Genomic DNA, 23,230 nt, shown 5'->3' with positions numbered 1-23,230 from the left:
CATGTCAGTTCCGATCGAAACCGGCGTAGCCGGTACGGGCCGTTGTCTTACCGCTCGCTTCCTTCACGTCGGCCTTGGCTGAATCGATGCGCGTCTGCAGATCCGCGCCTTCAGCGAACAAGGTCTCCTTGCCGTCGGACTGGCGCTGGCGGACGACGCCGGAGTCGCGGATCTTGCGCAGGCGCGCCAGGCCGGCGGCCGCGTCGGTCTCGTCCGTCATCAAAGCCAGTCCTTCTGTGATTTGATCCAGTCGCCATCGCCACCCTGTGGGGTTGGGGGCGGACTGGGTTGTTCCTTGGGCGGTTCGGCCTCGCTGGTGACCCGCGCCTCGCGACGCCTCCAGTCGTCTTCCTTCCAGCGGTGCGACTTCAGCTGCCAGCGCGCGCCCTCCGCCAGAATCGCGCAGTCCAGCGGCTCGTTTCGCTCGATCAGCTTTTCCCACTTCAGCTTGCCGCGGCTGCTCTTGCGCAGCTCCTCGGAGACGAAGCCCTCCAGGAGGTCTTTCTCCTCGTCGATCCACGACGGCAGGTGCACGAAACGCTCGGAGGGGCCTTCGGCGGACGGGCCGCGACGCAGGTCGTCGTACCAGGCCCGCTTCGCCTCGGCGGTGTAAACCCACATCTGCCGGCGGCCGGCCATCACGACCTTACCGTCGCGGGTCACGTCGATGACCTTCGGCGCCGAGAAGTGGACGATCTTGCCCCAGCCCTCGGCCCCCTTGGAGCCGACGTTGCGGGACTTGGCCAGGTGCTCGAGGACGTCATAGACATCCGAGGGCCGGTCGCCGGCGTCATGCAAGGCCATCTCGACCCGCAGGCATCCGCCCAGCTCGTGACGCCAGTCCTTGTCGAGCGCCATCGCGTCCAAGTCGGCGGCGATGTCCTTCGCCGGCCGCAGCTTGCGATCCGCGTCCAGGCGCTCGACGACCACCTTGTCGACCAGCCAGCGCTCGCGATCCCGGGCCCAAGCCCAGACGAACACTTCGATCCGGTTCTTCTGGTAGTCGACACCCGCCGTCAGCAGCAGTCCGCCGGCCGGGACGACGCCCTTCTCCATGGTGTCGTCCAGCCGCTGGCGCAGCTCGCTCGCCTGCATGGCGTCTTCGCTGATCTTCCAGGGCAGGCCCAGGATGGTGTTCTGGAACACCTGCATCCGCGACGACAGGCCGGAGGCGACCACCGCCTCCCAGGTCTGCACCAGCTGGGCCCAGGTGCGCTGTCCGAGGCGGGCGTACAGGGTCGACAGGTGGAAGCCCGCCGTGTCCTTTCGGATCGGGTTCAGTTCGGTCGCCCGCCAGACCCCGTCGTTCCAGATCCCTTTCCAGGATCCTTCCGTGAACTGCTCCTCGCAGGCCACGCATTGGAGCTTGACGGTGTCAGGCTCGCCGTTGTCCCACTTGATGTTTTCCCACAGCCACTGCTGCTTGGTCCCGCACCCTGGGCAGGGGCACTCGAACACCCGCTGGTCAGACTGCAGCCATTCGCGCCAGACGATCGACGCGCCCTCGACCGTCGGCGACGACGGCAGGAACATCTTCCCCAGCACGCCGTACTCGGCGATGCGGTTGGCGGCCAGGTCGACCGGGTCGCCTTCCTTCAGCAGCTCCGGCGACCAGCGATCGACCTCGTCGCCCATGAAGCGCTGGACGGTCAGCGAGGCGAAGTTGTTGGGGCTGTTGGAGCCCCCGAACATCAGGTCGACGTTGTCGTTGCTGAAGTGCAGCCCGGCGGTGTCGATCGACCGGCCGGGGAAGCACTGCTTCAAGACCGACGTGGTCTTGAGCATCGGCTTGAACTTGGTCTTGACGATCCGCTTGGCGACCGCCTCGCTGGGCAGGATCATCAACAGGGACTGGCCCTGCGTGACCCCCTGCCCGGCCCAGATCAGGCCAAGTTCCGTGAACCCGAGCTGGGTGCCCTTGGGCGCCACCACCCGCTGAAACGGGCTCTTCTGATCCAGGGTCTCCAGGATCTCGCGGGCCCAGGGGGTGGCTCTGGACCGCCAGCGCGAGTCCTTGCCTTCCTTGGTGTACGTCCGGTGCTCTTCGCCGAACTTCAGCGGCGTCAGCCGCTCCTTGGGCGAGATCTCGTCAGCTTCGGCGTCGAGCAGAGCGGCCGCGCCCAGCAGCTCGGGCCAGTTATCGTTTTCCCCCTCGCCGCTGGGCAGCGGCGGCGGCGTGGCTGCGGGCGTCGCTGGCAAGGTCTTCTCTCATCTGCACGGCGACGATTTCATCCAGGGCCAGGAACACCTCGTGCTCCGCGACCCCCAGGCGTGCGGCGACGACGCCGGCGAAGTTGGCGGGCATGCGGTCGATCGACGAGCCGACCTTCTGGACAAAGGCACGATGGGCGCCGACGGCGGCCTCGCGGTCGACCAGAAGGCCTTGGGCGGCGGCCAGGCGCTGTTGCTTCCATCGGGTGTCCGCCTCGACCCCCGCGGCCTTGGCCTCGGCGATCCGCGCCATGGCCAACTGCTGGGGGCTCAAGTCCGGCGGCGTGGAAGCCGCGGGCGGGGCCGATGTCGATGGGGTTGGCGGCGGCCCCGGGGGAGGGTCGGGAACCGCCGCCTTGGGATCGACCGGAGTGACGCCCTCGCCCCGATCGTTCCCAGCGTGGGACAAACCGGCGGGCGGCTCCGCGCCTCCCGCCATGTTCAGCCCGCGTAGACTTCCGTCAGATGCAACCCGCACCTCGGTGTTGGCCATCCGCCAGGCATCAGCCTCGTGGATGTTCACCAGTTTGGAGTCGCGGCGCCCCTCGGGATCCTTGCCGTTCTCGAACGGCATGCCCTTGTTGAAGAATTCGCTCATCCGAGGCTTGGTGATGCCGACGCGGCGCGCGTACTCGGCGGCCGTCACCCACGTGACGTCGTCGGCGCGCCGAAGCGGTGTGGCCCTGGATTTACGAGAAGACTTCGTCGTCTTACGCGGGGCCATGGCCTCGCTTCCGGACGATGTTTGGGAGCGGCGCGCGTTTCTGCACCACTAGTGACCGAATCACCTGATTCACGGGTTTTGTCGATCTAACAGATTTGACTTTGTTGATATCGACGTTCGCCGAAGTGGCGAGAAGGTCTCGCCTCGTCATGCGGGCTGGCGGTGTCAGGTCGATCGTCGGCGCGGGATTGCATGTCCGCCAGCTGTCGCTTCCCCAGTCCGCGACGTCCCACTCGACACGGTCGGCAGCCCAGTCGACGCCGATCACCATCGGGCCGGCGTCGAGCGCGTGATCGTCAATGCGCCACCAGTGCTTGGCCGCCCTGAACCTGTTGAGCCTGTCGTAGGCCTCCAGCGCTCGGCTCATCATGATCTCGGTCAAGCCACAGCAGGACGGCTTGACGATGGTGATGTCCTCGTCGCTGAACGGCTCTCCGAAGGCCCGTTGGTACCATCCTCGGCGATCGTCGCCGTCCCCGAGACGCTTGGTCCGAAGGTGCGTGACATCGGGAGCCATTACCGTCGCCAGGATGTCCCGCGCCCAAGGCGCGGCCCGCGCCTCCCAGCGGGCCAACTCGGTCTTGCCCAGCTGCTGGGAGGGGTGCACGACGCGACAGCGGTCCGCGAACTCCGCCACCGTGACCCCGCGCGCCGTCATGCCTCGACCTCCATGGCGATCAGCATCTCTTCGACGGGATCGACGACCACCTGGCGCACCGGCGCCTCCAGCGGCTCGCCGGCCAAGTACTGCTGGCGGACCGACGCCCCCAGGGCCTCGGCCTTCTCCAGGATCGTGAACTCGGCGTCGAACGGGTTCAGGTAGTGCCAGCCGCCATGCTTGCGCTGCGCCAGGTGGTGGGCCTTCACCTGGTCCAGCACGACCTTCGCCGTGGCCCGATCGTTGGTCCAGACGGCGAAGCTGTCGACGATGTCGGTCGGGTTCCGGGCCTTCATGTCGTAGAGGGCCTGGCGCGGGTCGGCGCTGATCGACAGGTGCGTGAACAGCGTGCCCTCGACCATCGTGCAGATCGCCACGACCGCGTAACCCTCCGGCGCCGAGAACACGATCCCGGTCCGCTTGGCGGCCTGCAGCATGGCCCGGCGATAGGTTTCGCGGGCCCAGTTGTCGCTGCGCCCGAACTGGTCGCCCAGGTCGGTCCAGGACGCGCCGTCCTCGAGGTAGAAGTCGTCGAGCGCCTTGTAGCGCACCAGCTGGTAGATCTCGGTCCGCAGCCCCTCCAACAGCGCCAGGGCGCCGAGCAGGTCGTCGACGTCGGCGCCGGTGGGCCGGAACTTCCGCTTCGGCTTGTCGCCGTCCTTCTCGCGTTCGATCCGGTCGGCCAGTTCGATCACATGGTCCGGCCAGCCGCTGCGCACCGCCGACGGCCCGTCGCCGCTCAGCGTGGTCAGGGTCAGCATGGCCCGGTGGAGTCGCGCCTCCAGCGCGTCGATCGCCCCCTCGTCCGGCACGGATTGGCCGCGGCCCGGCAGGCCCAGGGTCTCGTCCCTTGGCCCGTCAAAGCCCGGCTTGAAAATGCCTCGTCTCGCCCCCGACTTCGCCATCACCCCAACTCCACGCCCGGCTTCAATTCGAACTTCGCCTTGATCTGGTCGACCAGGCGGGACCAGCTGTTGGTCTCCAGGAAGGTCGCGCGGCCGAGACCCCGGCTGGACGAGGCCGCGCCCAGGTGCGGCTTGGCCGTACAGCGGGCCTCGAGGCGCCGCCGCTCTCCGGCCAGGCCGGTGTACTCGTTCAGGGACCTGTCATCGCAGGCCAGGCCGACGTGCTTGGTGCAGAAGAAGGCCTTGCGCCCGAAGGTCGGCCGGCCGGTGATCCGGCAGTCCAGGACCCCGCAGGTGATCGTCGGTTCACGCATCGGCCTTTACCTCATCCCATGTCAGCTTGTCGGGGCCGAACCGCTGCGCGATCGACCGGGCGTGCCACAGGGTCGGCGCCCCAGTTCTGGGCGACCGAACGACCGTCGCCTTGATGCCGGCCAGAGCCTTCCGGCCAGTGGCGTCTATGGCCATCTGCGCTTCGTACTTGGCCGTGATGACGTTCTCGGCAGCGCCGTCCCAGCGCTTGCCGGTCCGGAAGTCCTCGACGCTCCATGTGATCGTGGCCATCAGCGGCCCACCTTCCGGTCGTAGCGCGCGAACAGCTCAGCGTTCCGACGCTTCATCTCGTCGCGCCGAATCTCGAAAAGGGCACGATCAAGACGCTTCGCTCGCCGCATTCGACGCGCCAAAAACGCAGCGCCAACAGCAAGCACGATGACGTGGAGGCCGATGATCAACTCGAACCAACCCATCAGGCGGCCTCCCCGGCGGCCTTGACGATCACCTGCACGCCGAACTCGTCGACCAGCATCTTGCCGACCGTGGTCCGCAGCTTCTTCTCGACCGTTGTGGCCAGGCAGACGATCGCCGCAGGCACGTCGCTCCACGTCGTCACGCTGTCGAGCCAGCTGGCGGCGAAGGCCTCGCCTTCCTTGCGGCTGCAGCGGGTCTTGGCGACCTGGGCGATGATCGCGTCACGGATGTGATCCGGCCCCGTCCAGTGGCTCTTCGGCTGCCCGCCCGTCGGCGCCCAGTTCTGCCATTCGCGCAGCTTGAGCCAACGGTGGAAGGCCTTCATCGGCTGCTTACCGCCCGAGGCGAAGACGACGTCGGAGACCGCTTTCGTCGCCGCGAACAGCCCGTCGGCGTCGATCTCGCCGCTAGCGATGAACTCCCGCCACAAGGTCCGCGCCATGCCCATGTCCGCCGGACCACGGGATTTGTCGTGCAAGACCGACCATGCCTCGTCGAACCTGTCACGATCGCCCCCCGTGGGGGGTTGGGGGGAATCTTCTTTTCCCTTTCCCTTTCTAGCCGTGACTTTTTCGTGACCCGTCACAGCTTCAGATCGTGACATGTCATGGGGACGGTCACGGTCTTGGTCACGTTGTTCGCCGTGACTTGTCACGCGTGACTTGTCACGCTGGTCACGCGTGACCATGGCGTCCGCCACCAACCGGCGCAGGTCGCTCGTCTTGGTGTTGAAGGCGACCGACAGGTTCAGACCCGAAGCTTCTTCGAACAGGCGCCGGCGATCGTCGCGCTCGCGCCGTTTGCGGGCCGCGTCGCCCGACCGCTTTTCCTGGAAGACCTGATGATCCGGCAGGGCGTTCATCGCCCGATCCGCGACGTCCGGGTGGTAGAGGAACCCGTCCGAGCATTTGACCCAGCCATGAAGGGCGCGATCCTTGACCTTCTCCCAATCGCAGAAGTCGACGCCGGCCAGCTTGGCCAAGGCGCGCGGCTCGTCCGGAAGGGATGCGGCCGGGATCCGGCTCCACGAGGCCGCGCGCAGCAGCATGGCGGCCTTGAACTCGTCTCCGGTCGAGAGCAGGACCAGGTCGGAGATCAGGATGTTCTGCACCTCAAACGGCATGTACGGCAGGCCGCGCAGATCGCAGTCGGTCGAGGTAAGCGGGTCGGGCAATTGGGCGTGCGTCATCGTGATCCCGCTACTGGTGGCGTCTGTTCTGAATGTCTGAGAACTTCGTCGTGTCGGCGTCGAAGGCCAGCTTGACGGTGCCGATCGGACCGTGCCGTTGCTTGGCGATGATCACCTCGGCAAGGCCGATCACCTCCTCCATCAGCCGCTGCCACTCGAGGTGTTCAGGGGTGCCCTCGCGCGGCTCGGTGCGTTCGGCGTAGTAGGCCTCGCGGTAGACGAACGCGACGATGTCGGCGTCCTGCTCGATCGACCCCGACTCCCGCAGGTCCGACAGCATCGGCCGCTTGTCGGCGCGCTGCTCGACCATCCGCGACAGTTGCGAAAGCGCGATCACCGGGCAGCCAAGTTCCTTGGCCAGCGCCTTCAAGGCCATGGTGATCTGGCTGACTTCCTGCACCCGATTGCTGTTGGGGCCCAGGTCCGTTCCCGTGACCAGCTGCAGGTAGTCGACCACGACGAGGTCCAGGCCGACCTGGCGCTTGAGCCGGCGCGCCCGGGCGCACAGCTTCGCGATGGAAAGGCCGCCGGTCGCGTCGATGTAGAGCGGCGCTTCCTGGATCTCCATGGCCGCGTCGCGGACCCGCCCGAACTCGCTGGCGTTGATCTCACCCTTCCGGAGGCGATCACCCGAAACGCCGGACGCGTCGGCCAGCATCCGCAGGGCCAGCTGCTCGGCGCTCATTTCCAGGGAGTAGAAGGCGACCACGCCGCCCTGGATAGTCTTGCGCGAGCCGTCCGGCTGCACCTCGTAGGCGTAGCGCTTGGCGACGTTGAACGCGATGTTGGTGGCCAGGGCCGTCTTGCCCATCGACGGGCGGCCGGCCAGGACGATCAGGTCGGACGGGTGCATGCCGCCCAGCTTCTGGTCGATGTCCGACAGCCCGGTCGAAACGCCCACCACCCCGCCGGCGCTGCCGTAGGCCTTGGCCACCATCTCGACAGCGCCGCGCAGAGCGTCGCCAAAGGCCACGTAGCCGCCGCGCACGTCGCCGTGTTCGGCGAGGTTGTAGAGCCCCTGCTGGGCCCGCTCCAGCTCCCCGTCGACCTCGTCCTCGTCGATCGCCTGGCCAGCGGCCAGCACCATCTCGTTGCCGATCCGGATCATCTCCCGGCGGCGCAGCAGGGTGCGCAACTGACGGGCATAGCTGACCACCATCGACGCCGGCGGGGCGAACTCGACCAGCTGGGCCAGATAGGCCAGGCCGCCCAGCTCCTCGTACGCGGGATCGCCGACCAGCCAGTCGTGGGCCAGGCGGGGCTCGACCAGTTCACCCTTGCGGATCGTCGTGACCACGCGGGTGAACAGGCGCTCCAGGAACGGGTCGTGGAATGCTGCGGGCGTCAGCCAGTCGATCCGCTCGACCGCCTGGTTGTCGGCCAGCAGCATGCCCACCAGGGCCATCTCGGTCTGGACGTTGTGCGGCAGGACCGCCGCGGGGAAGGATTGCGAGCCGTCAGCCATGGACGACGGCAGTACTGAAACTCATCGACACTTCTCCGATGGTGAAGGGGTCGTCAGCGCGCGCGAACCGGCGGGCGCGGAGGCTGGCGCAGACCAGGCGCCGAATATCGCCACCCGACATGTGCTCCATCGCGAAGGTGCAAAGGTCGGAGCCGGTCCAGCGCGACTTGGCGCCCAGATGCCGCAACGCCGCCTTCACCTCATGGACGTGCATCAGGCTCAGGACGGACTCGGCCAGGATGCGGCGGCGGCCGTACCACTTCAGCGGTTTGCTCACCTTCTGGAGCTGGCCGCCGCTCTCAAGCCAGACCGTCGCAGCGCGCAAGTGCTCATTGAAGTTCTTGTTGACGACTTGGCGCCCATCGACCGTCACGTAGATTTCGCGGAAGCCCAGGATCTGGTCGACGTGCTTCGACGTACAGATCACGCGGTAGTCGTCGCTGACCGACAGCGCGAATTTTGACTGATGCGCCAGCCGCTTCAGGCTGTCCTTCTCGGACTTGATCTCGCAGACCACGATCCGGTCGTGGTCGATCGCGGCGACATCCAGCCTGGCGCCGCCGATCTCCAGCTCGTGAATGATCCTGGCGGCTGGGAACTCGGCCCGCAGCATGGCTACCGTCGCGGCGCGCACGCGTTCTTCCGCATCCGAGAAGATCATGCGGCTGCTCCCTGATCTTGAAATCTCGCGGCCTTCACGGCCTCGGCCACGCGCCCGCGCTCGGCCTTCAGCGCCACCAGCTCGTCCAGCGCGCCGGGCTCGGCCAGGCGCGCGCGGGCGTCAGCGATGCGGCGATCGACGTCTTCCTGCTCGGTCAGCAGGTCGAACAGCGCCGACTCCGCCGGCGAGACCTCGGACTTGGCCAGGATCGTGTCGATGGTCGGCCGACCGCTCGCCAGGGTGGACGCGGCGACCTTCAGCTCGGGCGTGGCGCCGGCCTTCGGCGCCGCCCAACGCCCGCGCGGGCCTTGGCCCCGGCGCAGATCCTGGAACTGGGCGTCATAGCGGCCCATCAGGTCGCGCATGTAGGCGCTGGAGAGGTCCGCGTGCTGGATGGTCCGCGCGGCGAGGCGAAGGCGCCCGCGCAGGCCGGCGCGCTGCTCCGGCGTCGCCAAGGCGTCGACGGCGCGCTCGTGTTCGAACAGCAGCTCGACCAGCGGCCGCGTCTGGCGAAGTTGGGCGACAAGCGCGGCCACGCCCTGCTCGCGCAGCACATCGTCGGGGTCCTTGCCGCCCACGGGCAGGGTGAACTTGAACGTCCGCCGCGGCTCCAGGAGCGGCAGCGCCCGTTCGATCGCGCGCCAGGCGGCGCGCTGGCCGGCGGCGTCGCCGTCGAAGCACAGGGTCGGCTCGTGATGGAAGCGCCACAGCGCCAGCATCTGGCCCTCGGTCAGCGCCGTGCCCATCGGCGCGACGGCCGCGATCCCCGCCCGCTGGCAGGCGATCACATCCATATAGCCCTCGACCACCGCTAGGTCGGCGTCGACGCCGCCGGCGTGTTGAATCCGCCGGGCCTCGAACAGGCCGTAGAGCGTGCGACCCTTGTCGAACAGCACCGTCTCCGGCCCGTTCAGGTACTTGGCCTTCGCCGACGGGTTCAGGGCCCGGCCGCCGAACGAGATGATCTTCCCGCGCGCATCGGTGATCGGGAAGATGATCCGGTCGCGGAAGCGGTCGAACGGCGCCGTGCCGTTCTCCTCGTCGACCAGGATCCCCGCGGCGACCAGCTCGCCCGGGCGAGCGCCCTTGGCGACCAGATAGTCCTTCAGGGCCGTGCGGCCTTCCGGGGCATAGCCGATCTTGAAGCGCGACCACTCGCTCTCGGGCAGGCCGCGCCCCTCGAGATAGGCTCGGGCGCCCTGCCCCACCGGCCGGCGCAACTGCGCCTCGAACCAGGTGGTGGCCAGATCCAGCCAGTCGGTCAGGCTCGCGCGGCGCCGGTCCATCTCGGCCGCTTGCGGGTCGGCCGCCGGCAAGGCCATGCCCGCCTCGGCGGCCAGGCGCTCGACCGCCTCCGGGAACGACAGGCGCTCGGTCTCGACCAGAAACTCGATGATGTCGCCGTGCTTGCCGCTGGAGAAGCAGTGGTAGAAGCCCTTCTCGTCGTTGACGAAGAACGACGGGCTCTTCTCCTTGGTGAAGGGCGACAGACCGGAATACTCGCGCCCGGCGCGGCGCAGCTTCACCGTCTTGCCGATCACGTCCGAGGGCCGCAGCCGGGCCTTCAGCTCGTCGATAAAGTGGTCGTCGAAGCGGCTCATGCGGCCTCCCGCTGCGCTTTTTCTGCAGCGGCCTCGGCAGCGCGAGTTTCGGCCGTGGGGACTTCCAGGATGTGCAGGCGCTTTTTGGTCAAGCCGGCAAACCGCCAGCCTGCCTGGTAGAAGCAGTGGCCCCATGTCGGGCGCGAGGCTCTGATCGTAGGCGCGACGCCGCGTGGATCGACATAGGTGTAGAACCGCTCGCCCGGCCAGCGATCCCAGGCCAGGTCCATCGCCGAGGTCAGCATCGCGGAGGCGACGTCGCCGCCCTCTCGCCGGAAGATGGCGCAATTCACCCCTTCCTGACCGGCGTCGTTGATGAACTTGCGCCAGGCACACAGAGCCCCACCGTCGGCGGTCATCAGAACCAGCTTCTCGCCAGGGCCAACGATCAGCTTCGGTCGGCGGCCGTCTGCATAGACGTAGCGGCTGTAGTGGCGGTCGAAGATGGCGCGGCACGATGCGTCGCCATCTTTCATCTCCATCCAGCCTTCGCCGATCAGGAAGGGCTGGACCGTCATGCGGCAGCCCCGTCGAACAACGGCAGCGGCTCGAGGCCGCGCCGGTCGTCCGCCCCAGACACCATCGCCAGCTCGTTCTTCAGACGACGCTGGGCCATGGCCGCGTAGTCGGGATTGAGTTCGATCAGGATGGAGTCGCGCCCCAGCCGTTCGGCGACCAGCGCTGTCGTGCCGGCCCCGCCGAACGGGTCGAGTACTACCCCCCCCCGTGGACTTCCCGCCAACACGCATGGGGTGATCAACTCAGGCGGATAGGCCGCGAAGTGCGCGACCTTCAGAGGCTTTGAAGCCACGGTCCACACCGAACGCTTGTTCCGCTCAGACCCCTCCCAAGGAATAGAGCCGCAGACATTGGCCCCAGTTCCGTCCGGACAACCACGTGCGGCACCGGGTTTCCTTGCCAGGTTTCCTGAGCGGCGCCTTGGCGGAAAGCCACCTGACTTGTCCCGATCCTGACCCCGGGCTGCCGCGGCTGCCTGTTCTCCCCGACCGGTCACCCTCGCGCGCTGTTCGTAGCGCTCCTTCGGATCGGTCGTGATCGGTTCAGCGATCGCACCCGCGTCGAAGTAGTACCGGCGAGACTTGCTCAGCAGGAAAATGTACTCGTGCGACTTGGTGCAGCGATCCTCCACGCTCTCGGGCATGGGGTTCGGCTTGTTCCAGATGATGTCTTGGCGCAGGAACCATCCATCCTCACGCAGTGCGAAAGCCAGCATCCACGGGATGCCGATCAAATCCTTGGGCTTCAACCCCGCGCCTTTCCGCGATGCAGTCTTGATCCGCGCCCCCTTGCAGATGTCTTCCTTGCCGCGACGCCGATCGGCGAACTTCTGTCCGGTTTGGCGGCCCGCTGTTCCGCCGACCGAGACGTAGCTGTCGCCGATGTTGACCCACAGCGTGCCGTCCTTGCGCAGGACCCGGCGGACTTCGCGGAACACCGCGACCAGCTTCTTGATGTAGGCGGCCGGCGTCCTCTCCAGCCCGATCTGGCCTTTGACGTCGTAGTCGCGCAGCCGGAAATACGGCGGGCTGCAGATGCAGGTGTGAACGCTGTTGCTGGGTAGGGCGCGCAGCTGGGCCAGGCAGTCGCCGACGAGGATGGAGACGGTCAAACGTCTTCCTCCGGCGCCGCCACCTGGTCGGCGACCTGGTAGACAATCTCGCTCGCGGCTTTCGGGCCGAGCAGGCGCTTCAATGCGACCGCCCAGGCGCACAAGAACGCGATCGCGAGCGATTTCGCCACCTCGACCCCGAACTTCTGAGACGCCTTGTCTACGGCGGCGGCGGCGATGTAGCCGGCTTGCTCTGCTGTCGATCCGATCACGTCCGCACCCCTTCCATGCGGGGCTGCATGAAGGCGTTCTCTTTCGGCACGGCCGACAGCTGGACCGCCAGGTGCAGCACCTGGCCGGGATAGGCCGGATCGTCGTACTGGAGGTCGGCCGAGAACCCGGTCTCGTTCAGCGACAGCTCGGCGTGCGGACGGAAGGTCGCGCGGCGGCGCAGCTCGAGGGCGACGATCGCTTCGATCCCCGGCGACATGGCCAGGGCCCGAGCCGCTTCCGTCGGGATCAACCAGGAGATTTTCTTGGTGGTCTCGGTCATCGCCCCCTCCATCGCCTAGATCACGGCGCGCGAGCTGTTCGGGCCGCGCACGCGGTTCCGGGCCACCATGTCGCGGTGTGCGGCGCCGATGGCCGCCTTGATGACCTTGGCCTTGCTGGCGGGGTTCGACGGCTTCCAGGCGACGCGCTCGTGGCAGTCGCAATACGGCCGCATCGGGTCGCCGGTGCCCGCGGCGCAGAAAAGCTGCAGGTGCATCTCGCCGATCGGCGGAGTCGGGCCGACCGGGTACTTGCAGCACGAGGCCTTCAGGCCGCGATCGACCAGGACTCCGTCATCGCCACGCACGAAGTCCACCAGCAGCACCGCCTGGCCGACCACGACCAGTTCTGGCGGCGGCATGGGCAGGGGTGGCTTGCCGATGGGAACGACGTCAGGCGCCGCCGCTTCGGGCGTCAGCACCGCGCGGGGGCCGCCCGGATAGGTCTTGGGGCCGAGACTGGCCTGGGCCGGCGGCGGCCGAGGCGCGACAGGTACCGATCGGCTGAAGGTCCGGGGCTTCTCGGGCTTGGCCGCGCGGCTATCGGTCGTGATGCCCCTACGCGACAGCATGCCGATCACGGCGTTGCGCGTGACAGAATGCTTGTATTTTTCGGACAGCTTCCTGGCGATCTGCGAGCACGACAGCTCATCCTTGACGAACCAGTCGGCGGCCAGAAGCTTGTTTTCGTCGGTCCACGGGAAACCGGCCACGTCAGACCTCCTTGATCTTGATGTTGTGGATGCTGGCCATCAGGCTCTTCTTCAGCCGGTAGGATTTCTCGCGGGCCGTGGCCTCGGACTTGGCGTCCTCGACGACCACCGCGCCGGTGGCGATCACGCGGTAGCGGAAGTCGGCGCGATAGGTGATCAGCGGGTCACCGCCCAGCTCGAAAACCACCTGGCGCTCCAGCTGGTCGATCTCGCCGGCGCGCACCATCAGCTTCAGGACGCCCCAGCGCCGGGCCTCGTGCGCGGAGTCGAACCAGATGCCGTCGAACTTGGTCCGGACCGCGCCGTACTTGTTCTTGCGCTTGGGCGCCGGCGTCTTCTCCCCCGCGATCAGCGCGAACGCGCGGTCGCCGCGGCGATCCTTGGGACCGCCCCGCAGCTGAGCCAGCGCCTGCTGCGCCAGGGGATGGGACGCCGGCACGCGCATCAGGCGGCCTTCGGCAGAGCGGGCGGCCAGGGCGCGTCGGCCAGATAAGCCAGAGCGGACTCTGGCCGGGCCCAGAGCGGGGGCTGGTCGCCCTCGTCCGCCGGCGCCGACGAGGCGGCAATCCGGCGAAACACCGCGACGATCGACATGTCCTGCTTCAGCTTCGGACCGATGATCTGGTCGCGGCGGACGCTCTCCATGACGTTCTTGATCAGCGCGGGTGACGCGCCCTCGAGCACCGCCGAGATCCGGCCGATCGTCTCGTCGTCGATGTCGAGCGGCTTGCTGTAGCGCTTCACGATCGCGAAGCGCTGCTCGGGCTCAGGCAGGTCCACGGTCATCTGGACCTGGAAGCGCCGCCAAATGGCCGGGTCGATGATATCGCGCCGATTGGTCGCGGCGAACACCATCCCGTCGTGCCGGTCCAGCATTTGCAGCAGGGCGATGACGACCTTGTTGCCCTCTTGGCCGACCGAGCCGCTGTTGTCGGACCGATTGGTCGCCAGGGCGTCCAGCTCATCCAGGAACAGCACGACGTCGACTTCACGGGCCAAGGCGAAGAGTTTCGCGACCTGTTCGGCCGACTGGTTGACGTATTTCGACGCCACATTGGCCGCCTCAACGACCAGCATCGGCAGACCCAAGCGGGCGGCGATGTGGTGCATCAACGTCGTCTTACCGGTGCCCGGCGGGCCGTCGAAGATCCCGCGCAGGCGTGCCTTCACTCCAACCAACGCCAGTTCTTCGGGCGGGGTCGAAAGCTCCAGCATCAACTGGTGCAGGGCTTCGCGGACCGGCGGGTTCAGGATCGGTGGCTCGCTTTCGTCGGGCATCCGCAGGTCGCCGTACTGCTTCAGCGCTTCAAGCTTGGCGTCCAGCGACGGGGGCTTCAGCAGGTCGCTCAACGGCGTCGGCTTCATGGTGCGGTTTTCGCGGCTCACGCGTCACCGCCTTCCGAGCCCTCGCCACCTTCGCCCTCGGGCTTCGGCCCGCCCTTCTTCGGCTTCGGCGTCGGACGCCAGGCCTCGGGGATGTCCATGCCGTCCGAGCCGCTGGCCTGGCACCACGCCTCGTCCCACCACCCGCGCTGCTTGGTGCGCGGCTTGTAGGGGTTGGCCAGGACCGGCTGACCGGACTGAGCGGCGGCCGCGCCCTTCGCTCGGGCCTCATCCTGGCTGTCCTCGACGACGGGATCGTCCGCAACGACGTCACCGCTGGCGCCGCCGGGCGGCTCCTGTTCGTCGTCGTCGCTGAACGGCAGCTCGGAGTCTTCATCGTCACCGCCTTCCGGCCGGCGCTTGCGCTCCTCGGAAAGTCGGCGCAGAGCGGCCTCGCCGAGAGGCGTTCCGCCCAACATTCCCAGGGCGCCTTCGTAGATCTGGGTCAGCGCGTCTTCTTCCTCGCGCTGTTCGGGCGTCAACTTCGCGCGTCGCAGCACGTTGTTGAGCACCTTCTTCGAGAACCCGCGCTTGGCAGCGGCGGCTTTCGTCTCAGCGATCCGCTGATTGATCTCGTCGCGTTCAGCGAAGAGTTCGACGACCTTGTCGTAGAACACCTGCAACGGATTCCGGTTGGCCATCGCGCCATCCCCCTAAAACCTAACCCCGACCGCGTTTCTGGGTGCGGTCTTTCCCGTTGACGGTGGCGGACGGCCTACGAGGGGCCGTTCACCAGCCCGTCCAGACGTCGGTAGGCCCGCTCCCAGCGGTCGTTGGCCCAGTCGCTGGCGCGAACCGAGCGCAGGACGAGGGCGACGCCGTCGACCAGCTCGAGGCCGAGCAGGACGGCGGTCAGGGCGATGCGCTTAGCGAGCTTGGGCAAGGAGCCGCCTCCGGTGCTGGTGGGCCAGCAGGCGCTCGCGCCGCATGGCCAGTTCGGCTTCGTCACGGGCGATCCGCGCCAGTTGCAGGTCTTCGGCAGACATCACGGCCGGCAGGAACACGGCCTCGACCAGATCCTGGCCGTAGGCGCCCAGCAGGGCCTCGACGTGCGAGGGCCAGGACGGCCAGGCGCCGGTCAGCCATTTCTTGATCGCGTCCAGCCCAACCTCGACGCCCAAGGCGGCAAGCGCCTGTTGAACCGACTTGGCGGTGTGGTGCGGGTGTTTCTGGACGAGGAAGTCGCGCAGGCGACCGGCGAGGCCCGGATCGCGACCGATTTCGTTCCCTTCCAGGAGACTGACTTTGATGACGGCGGGCCTCATCGTGACCCCGCAATCAAGCCGAGGGGGCCATGGCCACGCGCAAGACCACAACGATCCAGACCATGCGTCAGGCGGCCAAGGCCGCGGGCGTGCGGCTCTACAGCAAGGCCGGTTTGGCGCTGGCGGTCGGCCTGCTGCGCCGAGGCGCTGACGGGGCGCGCGCCGCGCCCTTGCCCCCTCGCCCGACGGTCGTCGAATGAGCGCCCGCGAAGCGTGCTCCAGCACGGACCTTCCCGCCGCACGCGAAGAATGACGGCTAGATGACTGATATCGGGGAGAAAATCGCGATTTTTGGACGCAGTGAAACCGGTGGCTGTACCACAACCCGACCATGTCGGGTTACCGATCAGTCCCATGCCGCACGAGTCCAAAGCCCCGCTTTCGCTACCCTCATCCCGCCAGGATCTGATCCTGGAGGCCATGCTGACCGTCGGCGAGATCCGCAAGCCGGGGTACGTGCAGAAGGTCATGGACCAGCTGCTCGCCCAGGCCGCCTCGGTCGTGGCCGAGCTGCGACCGAACGCCGCGCCCGAACAGGACAGCGAAACGCGCAAGGACGCCGTGAAATGGCTGCGCCAGGCGTCCGTGAGGGCGCGGGCCAGGGCCGAGGAGCGGCACAAACGAAAACGCGATACCCGAAAGCGGCACACGTAGAACTTGCGTACCTTAAGATTGTGTGCGTGAATTCCCTCGACCAGAGTTCGGGGGAGCGCGTAGGTGTCCAGTTTAAGCGTCAGGGGCCCGGCCCCATTGGCCGCGTCCGTTCCGGCCAAGCCGGAGAAGTGCCGCAAGCAGACCCGCAAGCGGCTAAAGTCGCTCAAGGGTCCCAAGGCCCGCGACGGGTTCGCGCTGCACCCGGACACCATCGAACGCATGTGGATCCGCCGGCGCTGCGACGATTGCCGGGCCTGCGACCTCTTCTGAGGTGGGCGCGCGGCCGGCGGGAGGATGCCGACCGCGCTGTTTTCCCGGGAGGGCTCGACACCACCGGGGAAAGGGACGAGGCGCGCGCTCATGCGGCGGCGCCTTCTTCGGAAATCACGGCGCGTCTCTCGGCGGCCAATTCGGGAAATTTGCGGGCCTCAGCGGCGCGCGCCAGCTCCTCGAGGGTGGCGATCTTCAGTTGGACCAGGGACGGCCAGTACTCGGGCGGGATCGAGCCTGCACCTTCGCCGCCGAGCGGCCATGAACGGACCGTCGGATCCGGCAGGTCGATGCCGACGCTCGCCAGTTGCCTGCGAACGGGCGTCACGCCGCCCGCGTCTTCCAGGATTTGTCGGTGAGATCGCTCGCTCATGCCAAGCATCGTGAAATTTTCACGATGAAAGGTCAAGCCCAGATCGTGAACCATTCACGATCAGCGCCGGTAAAATCGTGAAATGTCCACGACCGACGCCAAAACCCGTCAGAAGAACCGAGAGGCCGGAGCGAGGCTCAAGGCCTCCCGCGAGGGCGCCGGTTACGAGACGGCGACCGACGCCGCCGAGGCCCTAGGGCTAAGCCGCAACACCTATATCCAGCATGAGAACGGCACGAGTCCGTTCTCTAGAAAGAAGGCCGAGGTCTTCGCAAAGAAGTTCCGCACGACGCCTGAGTTTTTGATGTTCGGGCCGAGCGAGCGCATGGGCCGCATCGTCGGCAAGCTGGGCGCCATGCCGGACGACTCGGTCGCTTTCACCTCCGGCCAGGCCAGGGAGTATGCCCCTATCCCGCCGGGGGCCAGCGAGGACGTCGTGATCTTGAAGGTCGAAGGCCACGCCTATAGAAGCGTCGTCGATGACGGATCGCTGATCTACTACGACGAGCGCCTGCCTGAGCCGACGAAGGACATGCTTCATCGCCTGGTATTCTGCCAGCTTGAGAGCGGCGAGATCGTGTTCAAGCGACTGATGAAGGGCAGCAACAAGGACGTCTACGACCTGCAATCGCTGCAGGCGCCGACGCTCGAAGATCAGCGCCTAGTCTGGGTTGCACACATCGCTTGGATCGCGCCCCCACACCAGGCGGAGAAGATCATTCGCCTCGACCATACGGCCGCCTGATGCGCGCCGTTTTTCTAGCCGCAGCACTGGCGGGAGCGACAATGCTGACGGGTTGCTCGGACCTGGCATGCATGCCGATCGGCGCTGAAAAGGCGGTCAAGGACGCGATCCGCGGCCAACTGAAAGCGCCGAGCACAGCTAAATTTATCGAAGTCACAACGATCACAACCGGCGTGCACGAGTACCTGATCATCGGCCAGGTCGATGCTCAAAACTCTTACGGCGTACCGATCCGGAGCCGCTTTTCTGGCGAAGCGTCGTGCACCTCCTCCAACGGGTCCTACACCGTGCGGTCAGCAACCCTCAACTAGCGATGTCGTGATTTTTTCACGATAAGCATTGACATGGCGTCGTGAATTTCTCACGATCTTCCTCGACCATCGGGGGAGACCATCGTGGACGCCACCACCAAAGAGCGTGCGGATCGTGACCAGTTCACACCGCTGAACCTGGCCAGCTTCGGCGGCCTCGGCCTATCGCGGGCCGCGATCATGGCCAAAGCCGCCGAGGCGGTCGTGAAGGCCGGCATCGGCTACAAGCCGGGCGGGCGCGGCGCCGACGGCGTCGACGGCTTCGGCTTCATCCGCCTCTGCGCCGAGCACGCCACCCACAGCGCGCTGAACGACCTCTACGGCTACCAGGGTTGGCCCGACGAAGAGCCGTGGAACGAGCGCGTCGCCAACATGCTCGAGGAGTGGGGGCTGACCCAGGTCGGCCGCTATGACTACCGCGAGTTCCGGCGCGGCGACGTCATCGTCCACGTCGGCGTCGGCCCGACGGCCGAGGTTCTGGTGAGTCCACCGAACGACGATCGCGGCGCCCTGCTCGCCGGGTGCTGGGCGCCCGAACCGCCCAAGATCCACACGCAGCTCGCCCGCCTGCAGCGCCACATGGTGCGCGTCTACCGCTGGACGGGGGCGTGACCATGGCCCGCAAGCAGCCCCTGCTGGGCAATCCTGTGCCGTTGCGCGCCGCGCGCGCGCCGACTCCCGCGACCCGCATCGTCTGGGCGACCCAGAGCGGCGCGAAGGTCATCACCGAGCTGACGCCCGCCGAGGCCGCATCGATCTTCGTCTACTGGGGCGTCAATCCCGACATCACCGAGGATCTGTGCGGCCGGGCCCTGACCAGCGAGCAGCTGGCGGCGATCCGCGAAGCGGATGCGCGGCCCCAGCCCTACCCCTACGTCGGCCACGTCGAAGCCCGTTCCATCTCGACCAGCATCAGCGCCCGCGAGCCCAGCCTGACCGAGCTGCTGCGCCGCCTCGAGCGCCAGAAGCTGGTCGAGCCTAGCCGGCCGTGGTGGGCCCGCGTCTTCGAAGGCCTGGTCCAGAGGTTCGGCGAGGATCTGATCATCCTGGCTGCCACCGGGGTCATCGGAGCCTTCTTCTTCGGGAAGACCGTCTTCGACCTCTACCACGCCGCCGGCTCGTGAAGCCCCTGCTCCGCTGGGGTCACCCCCTGGCCATCCCCGTCGTGGTCGCCGCGATCGTCGCCGGCGTCCTGCACATCGCCCTCTGGCTTCAAGGACCGTTCCTCTAGTGGCCCTCCTTAGCATCACCACGCTCACGATCACCCGCGCGCAGCTGGCGGACCTCTTTGCGGAAGCCGAACGGCGGATCCGCGCTGACGAAGGCGACGCGCCGCCGGTCGTCGACCTGCTCACGATCCCGGAAGCAGGTGTTGTCCACGCCGACTACCTGATCTCGTTGGCCTGCCAGCAGGCGGTGATCGGCCACTTCGACGCCGACGCCTTTTCGTTGGGCCACGCCTCCGGCAAGCCCGACACTGGACCTGCCATGTGCAGGGAACTGCGCGTGAGGGTCGCTGGCGTCGTCGCCCTGTCGGAGGGCGCACATTGAGCTCCCTCGTCGTCGACGTCGACATCAACCACGCCCACCTGGCCTGCGGCCTGGGCGCGGGGGCCCGGGGCTTCAACAACGGCCAAGCCCGCGTCGGCAACCTGCGCGCGCGCTTCAACTGCATCGGTGGGATCGACGTCGATCCGGCAGCGATCCGTGACTTCGGACGCATGACCGGGACACCCGGTACGGTCCGCGACCTGTTCACGGTCGACCAGTATCGCCGCTTCCACGACAAGGCCCCGCCAGCCGACTTCGTCGAGGCGACGCCCCAGGATCTGCACGCCGCCTTCCAGCACAAGCACCCGCACATCCTGTTCATCTCGGCGCCGTGCAAGGGCTTCTCGGGCCTGCTGGCCGAGGAAGTCAGTAAGACGGTCAAGTACCAGGCGCTGAACGAGCTGACGCTGCGCTGCCTATGGCTCGCCCTGGAGGCCTATCAGGACGACCCGATCGAACTGATCATTTTCGAGAACGTGCCCCGGATCGCGACGCGCGGCCGCCACCTGCTCGACCAGATCATCTCGATGCTTCGCTACTACGGCTACGCCGTGGCCGAGACGACCCATGACTGCGGCGAGCTGGGCGGCCTGGCCCAGAGCCGCAAGCGGTTCCTGCTGGTGGCCCGCCACGCCGCGAAGGTGCAACCCTTCCTGTACGAGCCGCCGAAGCAGCGCCTGCGTGGCGTCGGCGAAGTCCTGGACAAGCTGCCGCTGCCCGATGATCCCCGGGCCCCGGACATGCACCGCATGCCCAAGCTGCAATGGCAGACCTGGGTGCGCCTGGCTTTCGTCGAGGCCGGCAAGGACTGGCGGTCACTGAAGGATCTCGTGGTCGAGGACGGCGTCCTGCGCGACTACGGCATCATGCCCGAACGCCCCTGGCGCGACGGCACGCTCGGCGTCCTGCACTACGGCGCCAGCGCCGGCGTGATCTCTGCCAACGCCGAGGCGACCACCGGCCGCTATTCGGTGGCGGACCCGCGCGAGACGGCCCAGTGGCATCCCGGCGCCTACGGCGTTCAGGCCTTCAACGCGACGGCCGGTGTCGTGCGCGAGGGGCGGCCAGGCCAGGGCGTGTTTTCGGTCGCGGATCCCCGCGTCGACGGCCACCACAAGTCCGTTCAATTGGGCGTGCGCCGCTGGAGCTGTTCAGCGCCCTGCATCAAGGGCGACGTCTCGGTCGGGACGGGTCCCTACGCGATCAGTGATCCTCGCTTCAAGGACACGGGACCGCGCTTCAGCAACGTCTATCGGATCGTGCCCTGGGAGAACACCGGCCCGGTCGTGACCTCTGCGCGCGGGGCTCTCGCCGCCGTCGCCGACCCGCGACACCCCGGCAGCGACTACGTCCACACCAAGTACCTCGTCACGCCCTACAGGGGCGCGTCCAGGACGGTGATCGGCGCCAGCACCACGGGCGACGGCGCCTATGCGGTCGCTGACCCTCGCGTTGAGCTGTGGGCCACCGGCCAGGCCGGTGTCATGCGCTGGCGCGACACCGCCGGCGTCCTGACGACCGCCCGTTCGCCACTGCAGGGCATGTTCTCGGTCGCCGACCCGCGCACGGGCTTCGGCGAGAACAGCCACCGCAACAAGCTGCGGGTCGTGGGCTACCGTGGATCGGCCGGGACGGTGACGGGCTCCGACCGAGTCGGCTCGGGCGCGTTGAGCGTCGCCGATCCCCGCCCGATCGGGCTGACCGCCTACAAGACCGTGCGCTGCGACCACTACGGCGTGGTCAAGTACACCGACACCACCGGCGCGGTCCTGGCCAACGCCCACCCGTGGGACAACGGCCGCTGGTCAGTCGCGGACCCGCGGCCGATCGGCCTAGCGCACAAGGACCGCGATACCTACGCCAACCAGGGCCACTATGGGGTCGTGCCGTGGCGCAACGCCTCGAACGCGGTTCCGGCCTACGCCAAGAACAACAACGGCTTCTGGTCCGTCGGCGACCCCAGGGTCGTGCTGCCCGACGCCCAGGTGATGCGCGCCCTGGCGCTGCCGGACGCCAAGGACCGCCTGGTCGCGGTGATCCGCGCGCTGGATGGCACTTGGCACCGCCCGTTCACCACCCTCGAGCTGGCCGCGCTCCAGTCTCTCTTCAACCTCGAGGACGCCTGGTTCTTCCAGCTGGAGGGCAAGAGCGACGCCGACAAGCGCGAGCGCATCGGCAACGCCGTGCCCTCGGACTCGGCGACGGCGATCGCTTCCGTCATGGGCAAGACCCTGCTGATGGCGATGACGGGGACGAGCTTCATCCTGTCGAACGAGCCGATATGGGTTCAGCCGCTGGCCCTGGCCCTGGCCGTCCGCACCGAGGACCAGCCCTACCTCGAGGCCCCTGATTTCGAGCTGGTGCAATGACCCGGCCCGTCTTGATCGACCTCTTCTGCAAAGCCGGCGGGGTGGCCATGGGCTACCACCAGGCCGGGTTCGACGTCATCGGCGTCGATTGGGACCCGCAGCCCAACTACCCGTTCCAGTTCATGCAGGCCGACGTCTGGGGCCTGGCGCCCGGCTTCTACGCCGCGGCCGACGCCGTGCACGCCAGCCCTGAGTGCCAGGGGTACAGCTCCCTGCGCCACGCCAAGGGCGCGAAGGGTCGGCCCCAGGAAATCGGCCGCATCCGCAAGATCCTGCAGGGCCTGGGCCTGCCCTACGTCATCGAGAACGTCGAGATGGCCGCGTTCGACATGATCGAACCGATCAAGCTGTGCGGCTCGATGTTCGGCCTCGGGGCCCAGGGCCACCACCTCGAGCGTCACCGCCTGTTCGAGAGCAACATCGCGATCAGCGCGCCAGGCCCGTGCGTCCACCGCAAGCCGGTCATCGGCGTCTATGGCGGCCATGCCCGCAACCGCGCCGCCAAGCGCGGCGGCCGGGGCACGCGCGACGTCTGGGAGGGCGGCCACAACGCCGCCGCCAGCGAGGCCATGGGCATCGACTGGATGACGCTCGACGAGCTGTCCGAGGCGATCCCGCCCGCCTTCACCGAACACCTGGGCCACCAGCTGCTGGCCCACATCCACGCCCAAAGGAGCGCCGCGTGATCAAGCTGCACATCTGCCACGACCTGGAGACCTGGGGGAACTTCCCTGGGGCGTCGATCGCCTCCATCGGCGCGGTCGCCTTCGATCCCGCCGGCGCGGGTCTGACCGACAGGACGTTCTACCGGACCATCGACCGCGAATCCGCCAAGGCCATCGGCCTGATCGAAGATCCCGGCACGGTCGAGTGGTGGGATGCGCCCAAGCGCGCCGTCGCCCGGGCGGCCCTCGACGTCGATACCAGGCCCATCATGGAGGTGCTGGCCGAGTTCAGCGCCTTCTACATCGTCAACGCGCCGGTCGCTGACGAGACGGATCGCCTCTGGTCCAACGGGCCCAGCTACGACGAGACCCTTCTGGGCGCGGCCTACCGCGCCGCCGGCATCAAGCCGCCCTGGCGCTACAACGCCGGCCGCGACTGCCGGACGATCTACGACCTCTTCGGCCTGAAGCTCGAACACAGCGAAGGCGTGTTCCACCACGCGCTCGACGACGCCCGCGAGCAGGCTCTGCTGATCCAGGAGGGCTATCGCCGCCTGAACAGGGTCGGCGTGTTCCGTCCGGCCGACGTCTGCCACCTGCAGGGCCTTCAGCCGACGGCCTAGTCACCAGCGCGGCGACACCGCCG

Annotated in this window: 34 protein-coding genes; 11 read left to right on the top strand and 23 right to left on the bottom strand. The window is 67.6% G+C overall.

The features are described from left to right. Nucleotides 1-4: 4 nt before the first annotated feature. From ASC70_RS13915 to ASC70_RS13815, 22 genes are all read right to left on the bottom strand, one after another. Entirely contained in the window at nucleotides 5-220 is a 216-nt protein-coding gene (locus ASC70_RS13915; RefSeq protein WP_056051028.1) for a hypothetical protein, read from the bottom strand. After that, nucleotides 220-2,199: a terminase gpA endonuclease subunit gene (locus tag ASC70_RS13910; RefSeq protein WP_056051025.1), complete on the bottom strand. Its 1,980-nt coding sequence runs from the start codon at nucleotides 2,197-2,199 to the stop codon at nucleotides 220-222. Before ASC70_RS13910 ends, ASC70_RS13915 begins: the two co-directional genes overlap by 1 nt. Continuing rightward, entirely contained in the window at nucleotides 2,138-2,935 is a 798-nt protein-coding gene (locus ASC70_RS13905) for a hypothetical protein (RefSeq protein WP_156396211.1), read from the bottom strand. The genes ASC70_RS13910 and ASC70_RS13905 overlap by 62 nt, the downstream gene beginning before the upstream one ends. Then, a complete protein-coding gene (locus ASC70_RS13900; protein WP_056051022.1) occupies nucleotides 2,922-3,593 on the bottom strand; it encodes a hypothetical protein in 672 nt (223 codons plus the stop codon). The genes ASC70_RS13905 and ASC70_RS13900 overlap by 14 nt, the downstream gene beginning before the upstream one ends. Continuing rightward, nucleotides 3,590-4,498, bottom strand: coding sequence for a hypothetical protein (locus ASC70_RS13895; RefSeq protein WP_056051021.1), 909 nt, complete (start codon nucleotides 4,496-4,498; stop codon nucleotides 3,590-3,592). The genes ASC70_RS13900 and ASC70_RS13895 overlap by 4 nt, the downstream gene beginning before the upstream one ends. After that, complete coding sequence (locus ASC70_RS13890) at nucleotides 4,498-4,812, bottom strand: hypothetical protein (RefSeq protein ID WP_056051020.1); 315 nt, start codon at nucleotides 4,810-4,812, stop codon at nucleotides 4,498-4,500. The genes ASC70_RS13895 and ASC70_RS13890 overlap by 1 nt, the downstream gene beginning before the upstream one ends. Beyond that, nucleotides 4,805-5,062, bottom strand: a complete 258-nt coding sequence (locus ASC70_RS13885) for a hypothetical protein (protein WP_056051018.1) — start codon at nucleotides 5,060-5,062, stop codon at nucleotides 4,805-4,807. The genes ASC70_RS13890 and ASC70_RS13885 overlap by 8 nt, the downstream gene beginning before the upstream one ends. Next, a complete protein-coding gene (locus tag ASC70_RS13880; RefSeq protein WP_056051016.1) occupies nucleotides 5,062-5,247 on the bottom strand; it encodes a hypothetical protein in 186 nt (61 codons plus the stop codon). The genes ASC70_RS13885 and ASC70_RS13880 overlap by 1 nt, the downstream gene beginning before the upstream one ends. Further along, nucleotides 5,247-6,437, bottom strand: coding sequence for a DUF1376 domain-containing protein (locus ASC70_RS13875; protein ID WP_056051014.1), 1,191 nt, complete (start codon nucleotides 6,435-6,437; stop codon nucleotides 5,247-5,249). The genes ASC70_RS13880 and ASC70_RS13875 overlap by 1 nt, the downstream gene beginning before the upstream one ends. Before the next feature lie 10 nt (nucleotides 6,438-6,447). Continuing rightward, nucleotides 6,448-7,902: a replicative DNA helicase gene (locus ASC70_RS13870; protein WP_056051012.1), complete on the bottom strand. Its 1,455-nt coding sequence runs from the start codon at nucleotides 7,900-7,902 to the stop codon at nucleotides 6,448-6,450. Next, nucleotides 7,895-8,563, bottom strand: a complete 669-nt coding sequence (locus ASC70_RS13865) for a hypothetical protein (protein ID WP_056051009.1) — start codon at nucleotides 8,561-8,563, stop codon at nucleotides 7,895-7,897. The genes ASC70_RS13870 and ASC70_RS13865 overlap by 8 nt, the downstream gene beginning before the upstream one ends. Next, on the bottom strand, nucleotides 8,560-10,164 hold the full coding sequence (gene dnaG, locus ASC70_RS13860) for a DNA primase (RefSeq protein ID WP_082547419.1): 1,605 nt from the start codon (nucleotides 10,162-10,164) through the stop codon (nucleotides 8,560-8,562). The genes ASC70_RS13865 and dnaG overlap by 4 nt, the downstream gene beginning before the upstream one ends. Next, nucleotides 10,161-10,682, bottom strand: coding sequence for a hypothetical protein (locus ASC70_RS13855; RefSeq protein ID WP_056051007.1), 522 nt, complete (start codon nucleotides 10,680-10,682; stop codon nucleotides 10,161-10,163). Before ASC70_RS13855 ends, dnaG begins: the two co-directional genes overlap by 4 nt. Continuing rightward, entirely contained in the window at nucleotides 10,679-11,794 is a 1,116-nt protein-coding gene (locus ASC70_RS13850) for a site-specific DNA-methyltransferase (RefSeq protein WP_056051005.1), read from the bottom strand. The genes ASC70_RS13855 and ASC70_RS13850 overlap by 4 nt, the downstream gene beginning before the upstream one ends. Then, nucleotides 11,791-12,006 (bottom strand): hypothetical protein, encoded by a 216-nt coding sequence (locus ASC70_RS13845; RefSeq protein WP_056051003.1) that lies wholly within the window; start codon nucleotides 12,004-12,006, stop codon nucleotides 11,791-11,793. The genes ASC70_RS13850 and ASC70_RS13845 overlap by 4 nt, the downstream gene beginning before the upstream one ends. Next, nucleotides 12,003-12,287, bottom strand: coding sequence for a hypothetical protein (locus ASC70_RS13840; protein WP_056051001.1), 285 nt, complete (start codon nucleotides 12,285-12,287; stop codon nucleotides 12,003-12,005). Before ASC70_RS13840 ends, ASC70_RS13845 begins: the two co-directional genes overlap by 4 nt. A gap of 15 nt (nucleotides 12,288-12,302) precedes the next feature. After that, the gene (locus ASC70_RS13835) at nucleotides 12,303-12,998 is read right to left on the bottom strand and encodes a GcrA family cell cycle regulator (RefSeq protein WP_056050999.1); all 696 of its coding nucleotides are present in this window, start codon (nucleotides 12,996-12,998) and stop codon (nucleotides 12,303-12,305) included. Between the two features lies 1 nt (nucleotide 12,999). Beyond that, entirely contained in the window at nucleotides 13,000-13,443 is a 444-nt protein-coding gene (locus ASC70_RS13830) for a DUF1064 domain-containing protein (RefSeq protein ID WP_056050997.1), read from the bottom strand. After that, entirely contained in the window at nucleotides 13,443-14,384 is a 942-nt protein-coding gene (locus ASC70_RS13825) for an AAA family ATPase (RefSeq protein WP_156396210.1), read from the bottom strand. Before ASC70_RS13825 ends, ASC70_RS13830 begins: the two co-directional genes overlap by 1 nt. Then, nucleotides 14,381-15,022 (bottom strand): GapR family DNA-binding domain-containing protein, encoded by a 642-nt coding sequence (locus ASC70_RS13820; RefSeq protein WP_056050993.1) that lies wholly within the window; start codon nucleotides 15,020-15,022, stop codon nucleotides 14,381-14,383. Before ASC70_RS13820 ends, ASC70_RS13825 begins: the two co-directional genes overlap by 4 nt. Nucleotides 15,023-15,096: 74 nt before the next feature. After that, nucleotides 15,097-15,264, bottom strand: coding sequence for a hypothetical protein (locus tag ASC70_RS25005; RefSeq protein WP_156396209.1), 168 nt, complete (start codon nucleotides 15,262-15,264; stop codon nucleotides 15,097-15,099). Further along, nucleotides 15,248-15,646, bottom strand: a complete 399-nt coding sequence (locus ASC70_RS13815; RefSeq protein WP_056050984.1) for a hypothetical protein — start codon at nucleotides 15,644-15,646, stop codon at nucleotides 15,248-15,250. Before ASC70_RS13815 ends, ASC70_RS25005 begins: the two co-directional genes overlap by 17 nt. Nucleotides 15,647-15,675: 29 nt before the next feature. Here ASC70_RS13815 and ASC70_RS25000 point away from each other — a divergent pair, with 29 nt between their 5' ends. From ASC70_RS25000 to ASC70_RS24995, 3 genes are all read left to right on the top strand, one after another. After that, nucleotides 15,676-15,846: a hypothetical protein gene (locus tag ASC70_RS25000; protein ID WP_156396208.1), complete on the top strand. Its 171-nt coding sequence runs from the start codon at nucleotides 15,676-15,678 to the stop codon at nucleotides 15,844-15,846. Between the two features lie 154 nt (nucleotides 15,847-16,000). Continuing rightward, the gene (locus ASC70_RS13810; protein WP_056050982.1) at nucleotides 16,001-16,300 is read left to right on the top strand and encodes a hypothetical protein; all 300 of its coding nucleotides are present in this window, start codon (nucleotides 16,001-16,003) and stop codon (nucleotides 16,298-16,300) included. A 96-nt stretch (nucleotides 16,301-16,396) separates the two neighbouring features. Beyond that, the gene (locus ASC70_RS24995; protein ID WP_156396207.1) at nucleotides 16,397-16,570 is read left to right on the top strand and encodes a hypothetical protein; all 174 of its coding nucleotides are present in this window, start codon (nucleotides 16,397-16,399) and stop codon (nucleotides 16,568-16,570) included. 88 nt (nucleotides 16,571-16,658) lie between these two features. Here ASC70_RS24995 and ASC70_RS13805 read toward each other — a convergent pair whose 3' ends face one another. Beyond that, entirely contained in the window at nucleotides 16,659-16,997 is a 339-nt protein-coding gene (locus tag ASC70_RS13805; RefSeq protein WP_156396206.1) for a hypothetical protein, read from the bottom strand. 28 nt (nucleotides 16,998-17,025) lie between these two features. On the opposite strand from ASC70_RS13805, the gene ASC70_RS13800 reads away from it, so the two are divergent. From ASC70_RS13800 to ASC70_RS13765, 8 genes are all read left to right on the top strand, one after another. After that, a complete protein-coding gene (locus ASC70_RS13800) occupies nucleotides 17,026-17,688 on the top strand; it encodes a helix-turn-helix transcriptional regulator (protein WP_056050979.1) in 663 nt (220 codons plus the stop codon). 41 nt (nucleotides 17,689-17,729) lie between these two features. Continuing rightward, on the top strand, nucleotides 17,730-17,999 hold the full coding sequence (locus tag ASC70_RS13795) for a hypothetical protein (RefSeq protein WP_156396205.1): 270 nt from the start codon (nucleotides 17,730-17,732) through the stop codon (nucleotides 17,997-17,999). 84 nt (nucleotides 18,000-18,083) lie between these two features. Then, complete coding sequence (locus ASC70_RS13790) at nucleotides 18,084-18,611, top strand: hypothetical protein (protein ID WP_056050975.1); 528 nt, start codon at nucleotides 18,084-18,086, stop codon at nucleotides 18,609-18,611. Between the two features lie 2 nt (nucleotides 18,612-18,613). Next, a complete protein-coding gene (locus ASC70_RS13785; protein WP_056050973.1) occupies nucleotides 18,614-19,123 on the top strand; it encodes a hypothetical protein in 510 nt (169 codons plus the stop codon). Nucleotides 19,124-19,229: 106 nt separating this feature from the next. Further along, complete coding sequence (locus tag ASC70_RS13780) at nucleotides 19,230-19,550, top strand: hypothetical protein (RefSeq protein ID WP_056050971.1); 321 nt, start codon at nucleotides 19,230-19,232, stop codon at nucleotides 19,548-19,550. Continuing rightward, on the top strand, nucleotides 19,547-21,919 hold the full coding sequence (locus ASC70_RS13775) for a DNA cytosine methyltransferase (RefSeq protein ID WP_056050970.1): 2,373 nt from the start codon (nucleotides 19,547-19,549) through the stop codon (nucleotides 21,917-21,919). The genes ASC70_RS13780 and ASC70_RS13775 overlap by 4 nt, the downstream gene beginning before the upstream one ends. Next, nucleotides 21,916-22,605, top strand: coding sequence for a DNA cytosine methyltransferase (locus ASC70_RS13770; protein WP_056050969.1), 690 nt, complete (start codon nucleotides 21,916-21,918; stop codon nucleotides 22,603-22,605). Before ASC70_RS13775 ends, ASC70_RS13770 begins: the two co-directional genes overlap by 4 nt. After that, nucleotides 22,602-23,207, top strand: a complete 606-nt coding sequence (locus ASC70_RS13765) for a 3'-5' exonuclease (RefSeq protein WP_056050967.1) — start codon at nucleotides 22,602-22,604, stop codon at nucleotides 23,205-23,207. The genes ASC70_RS13770 and ASC70_RS13765 overlap by 4 nt, the downstream gene beginning before the upstream one ends. The last annotated feature ends 23 nt before the right edge of the window (nucleotides 23,208-23,230 follow it).

The organism is Caulobacter sp. Root343, assembly GCF_001425745.1.
In the GTDB taxonomy this organism is placed as follows: Bacteria; Pseudomonadota; Alphaproteobacteria; order Caulobacterales; family Caulobacteraceae; genus Caulobacter.
The sequence above is the reverse complement of the archived record's forward strand: the minus strand, read 5'-3'. Positions and strand labels throughout refer to the sequence as shown.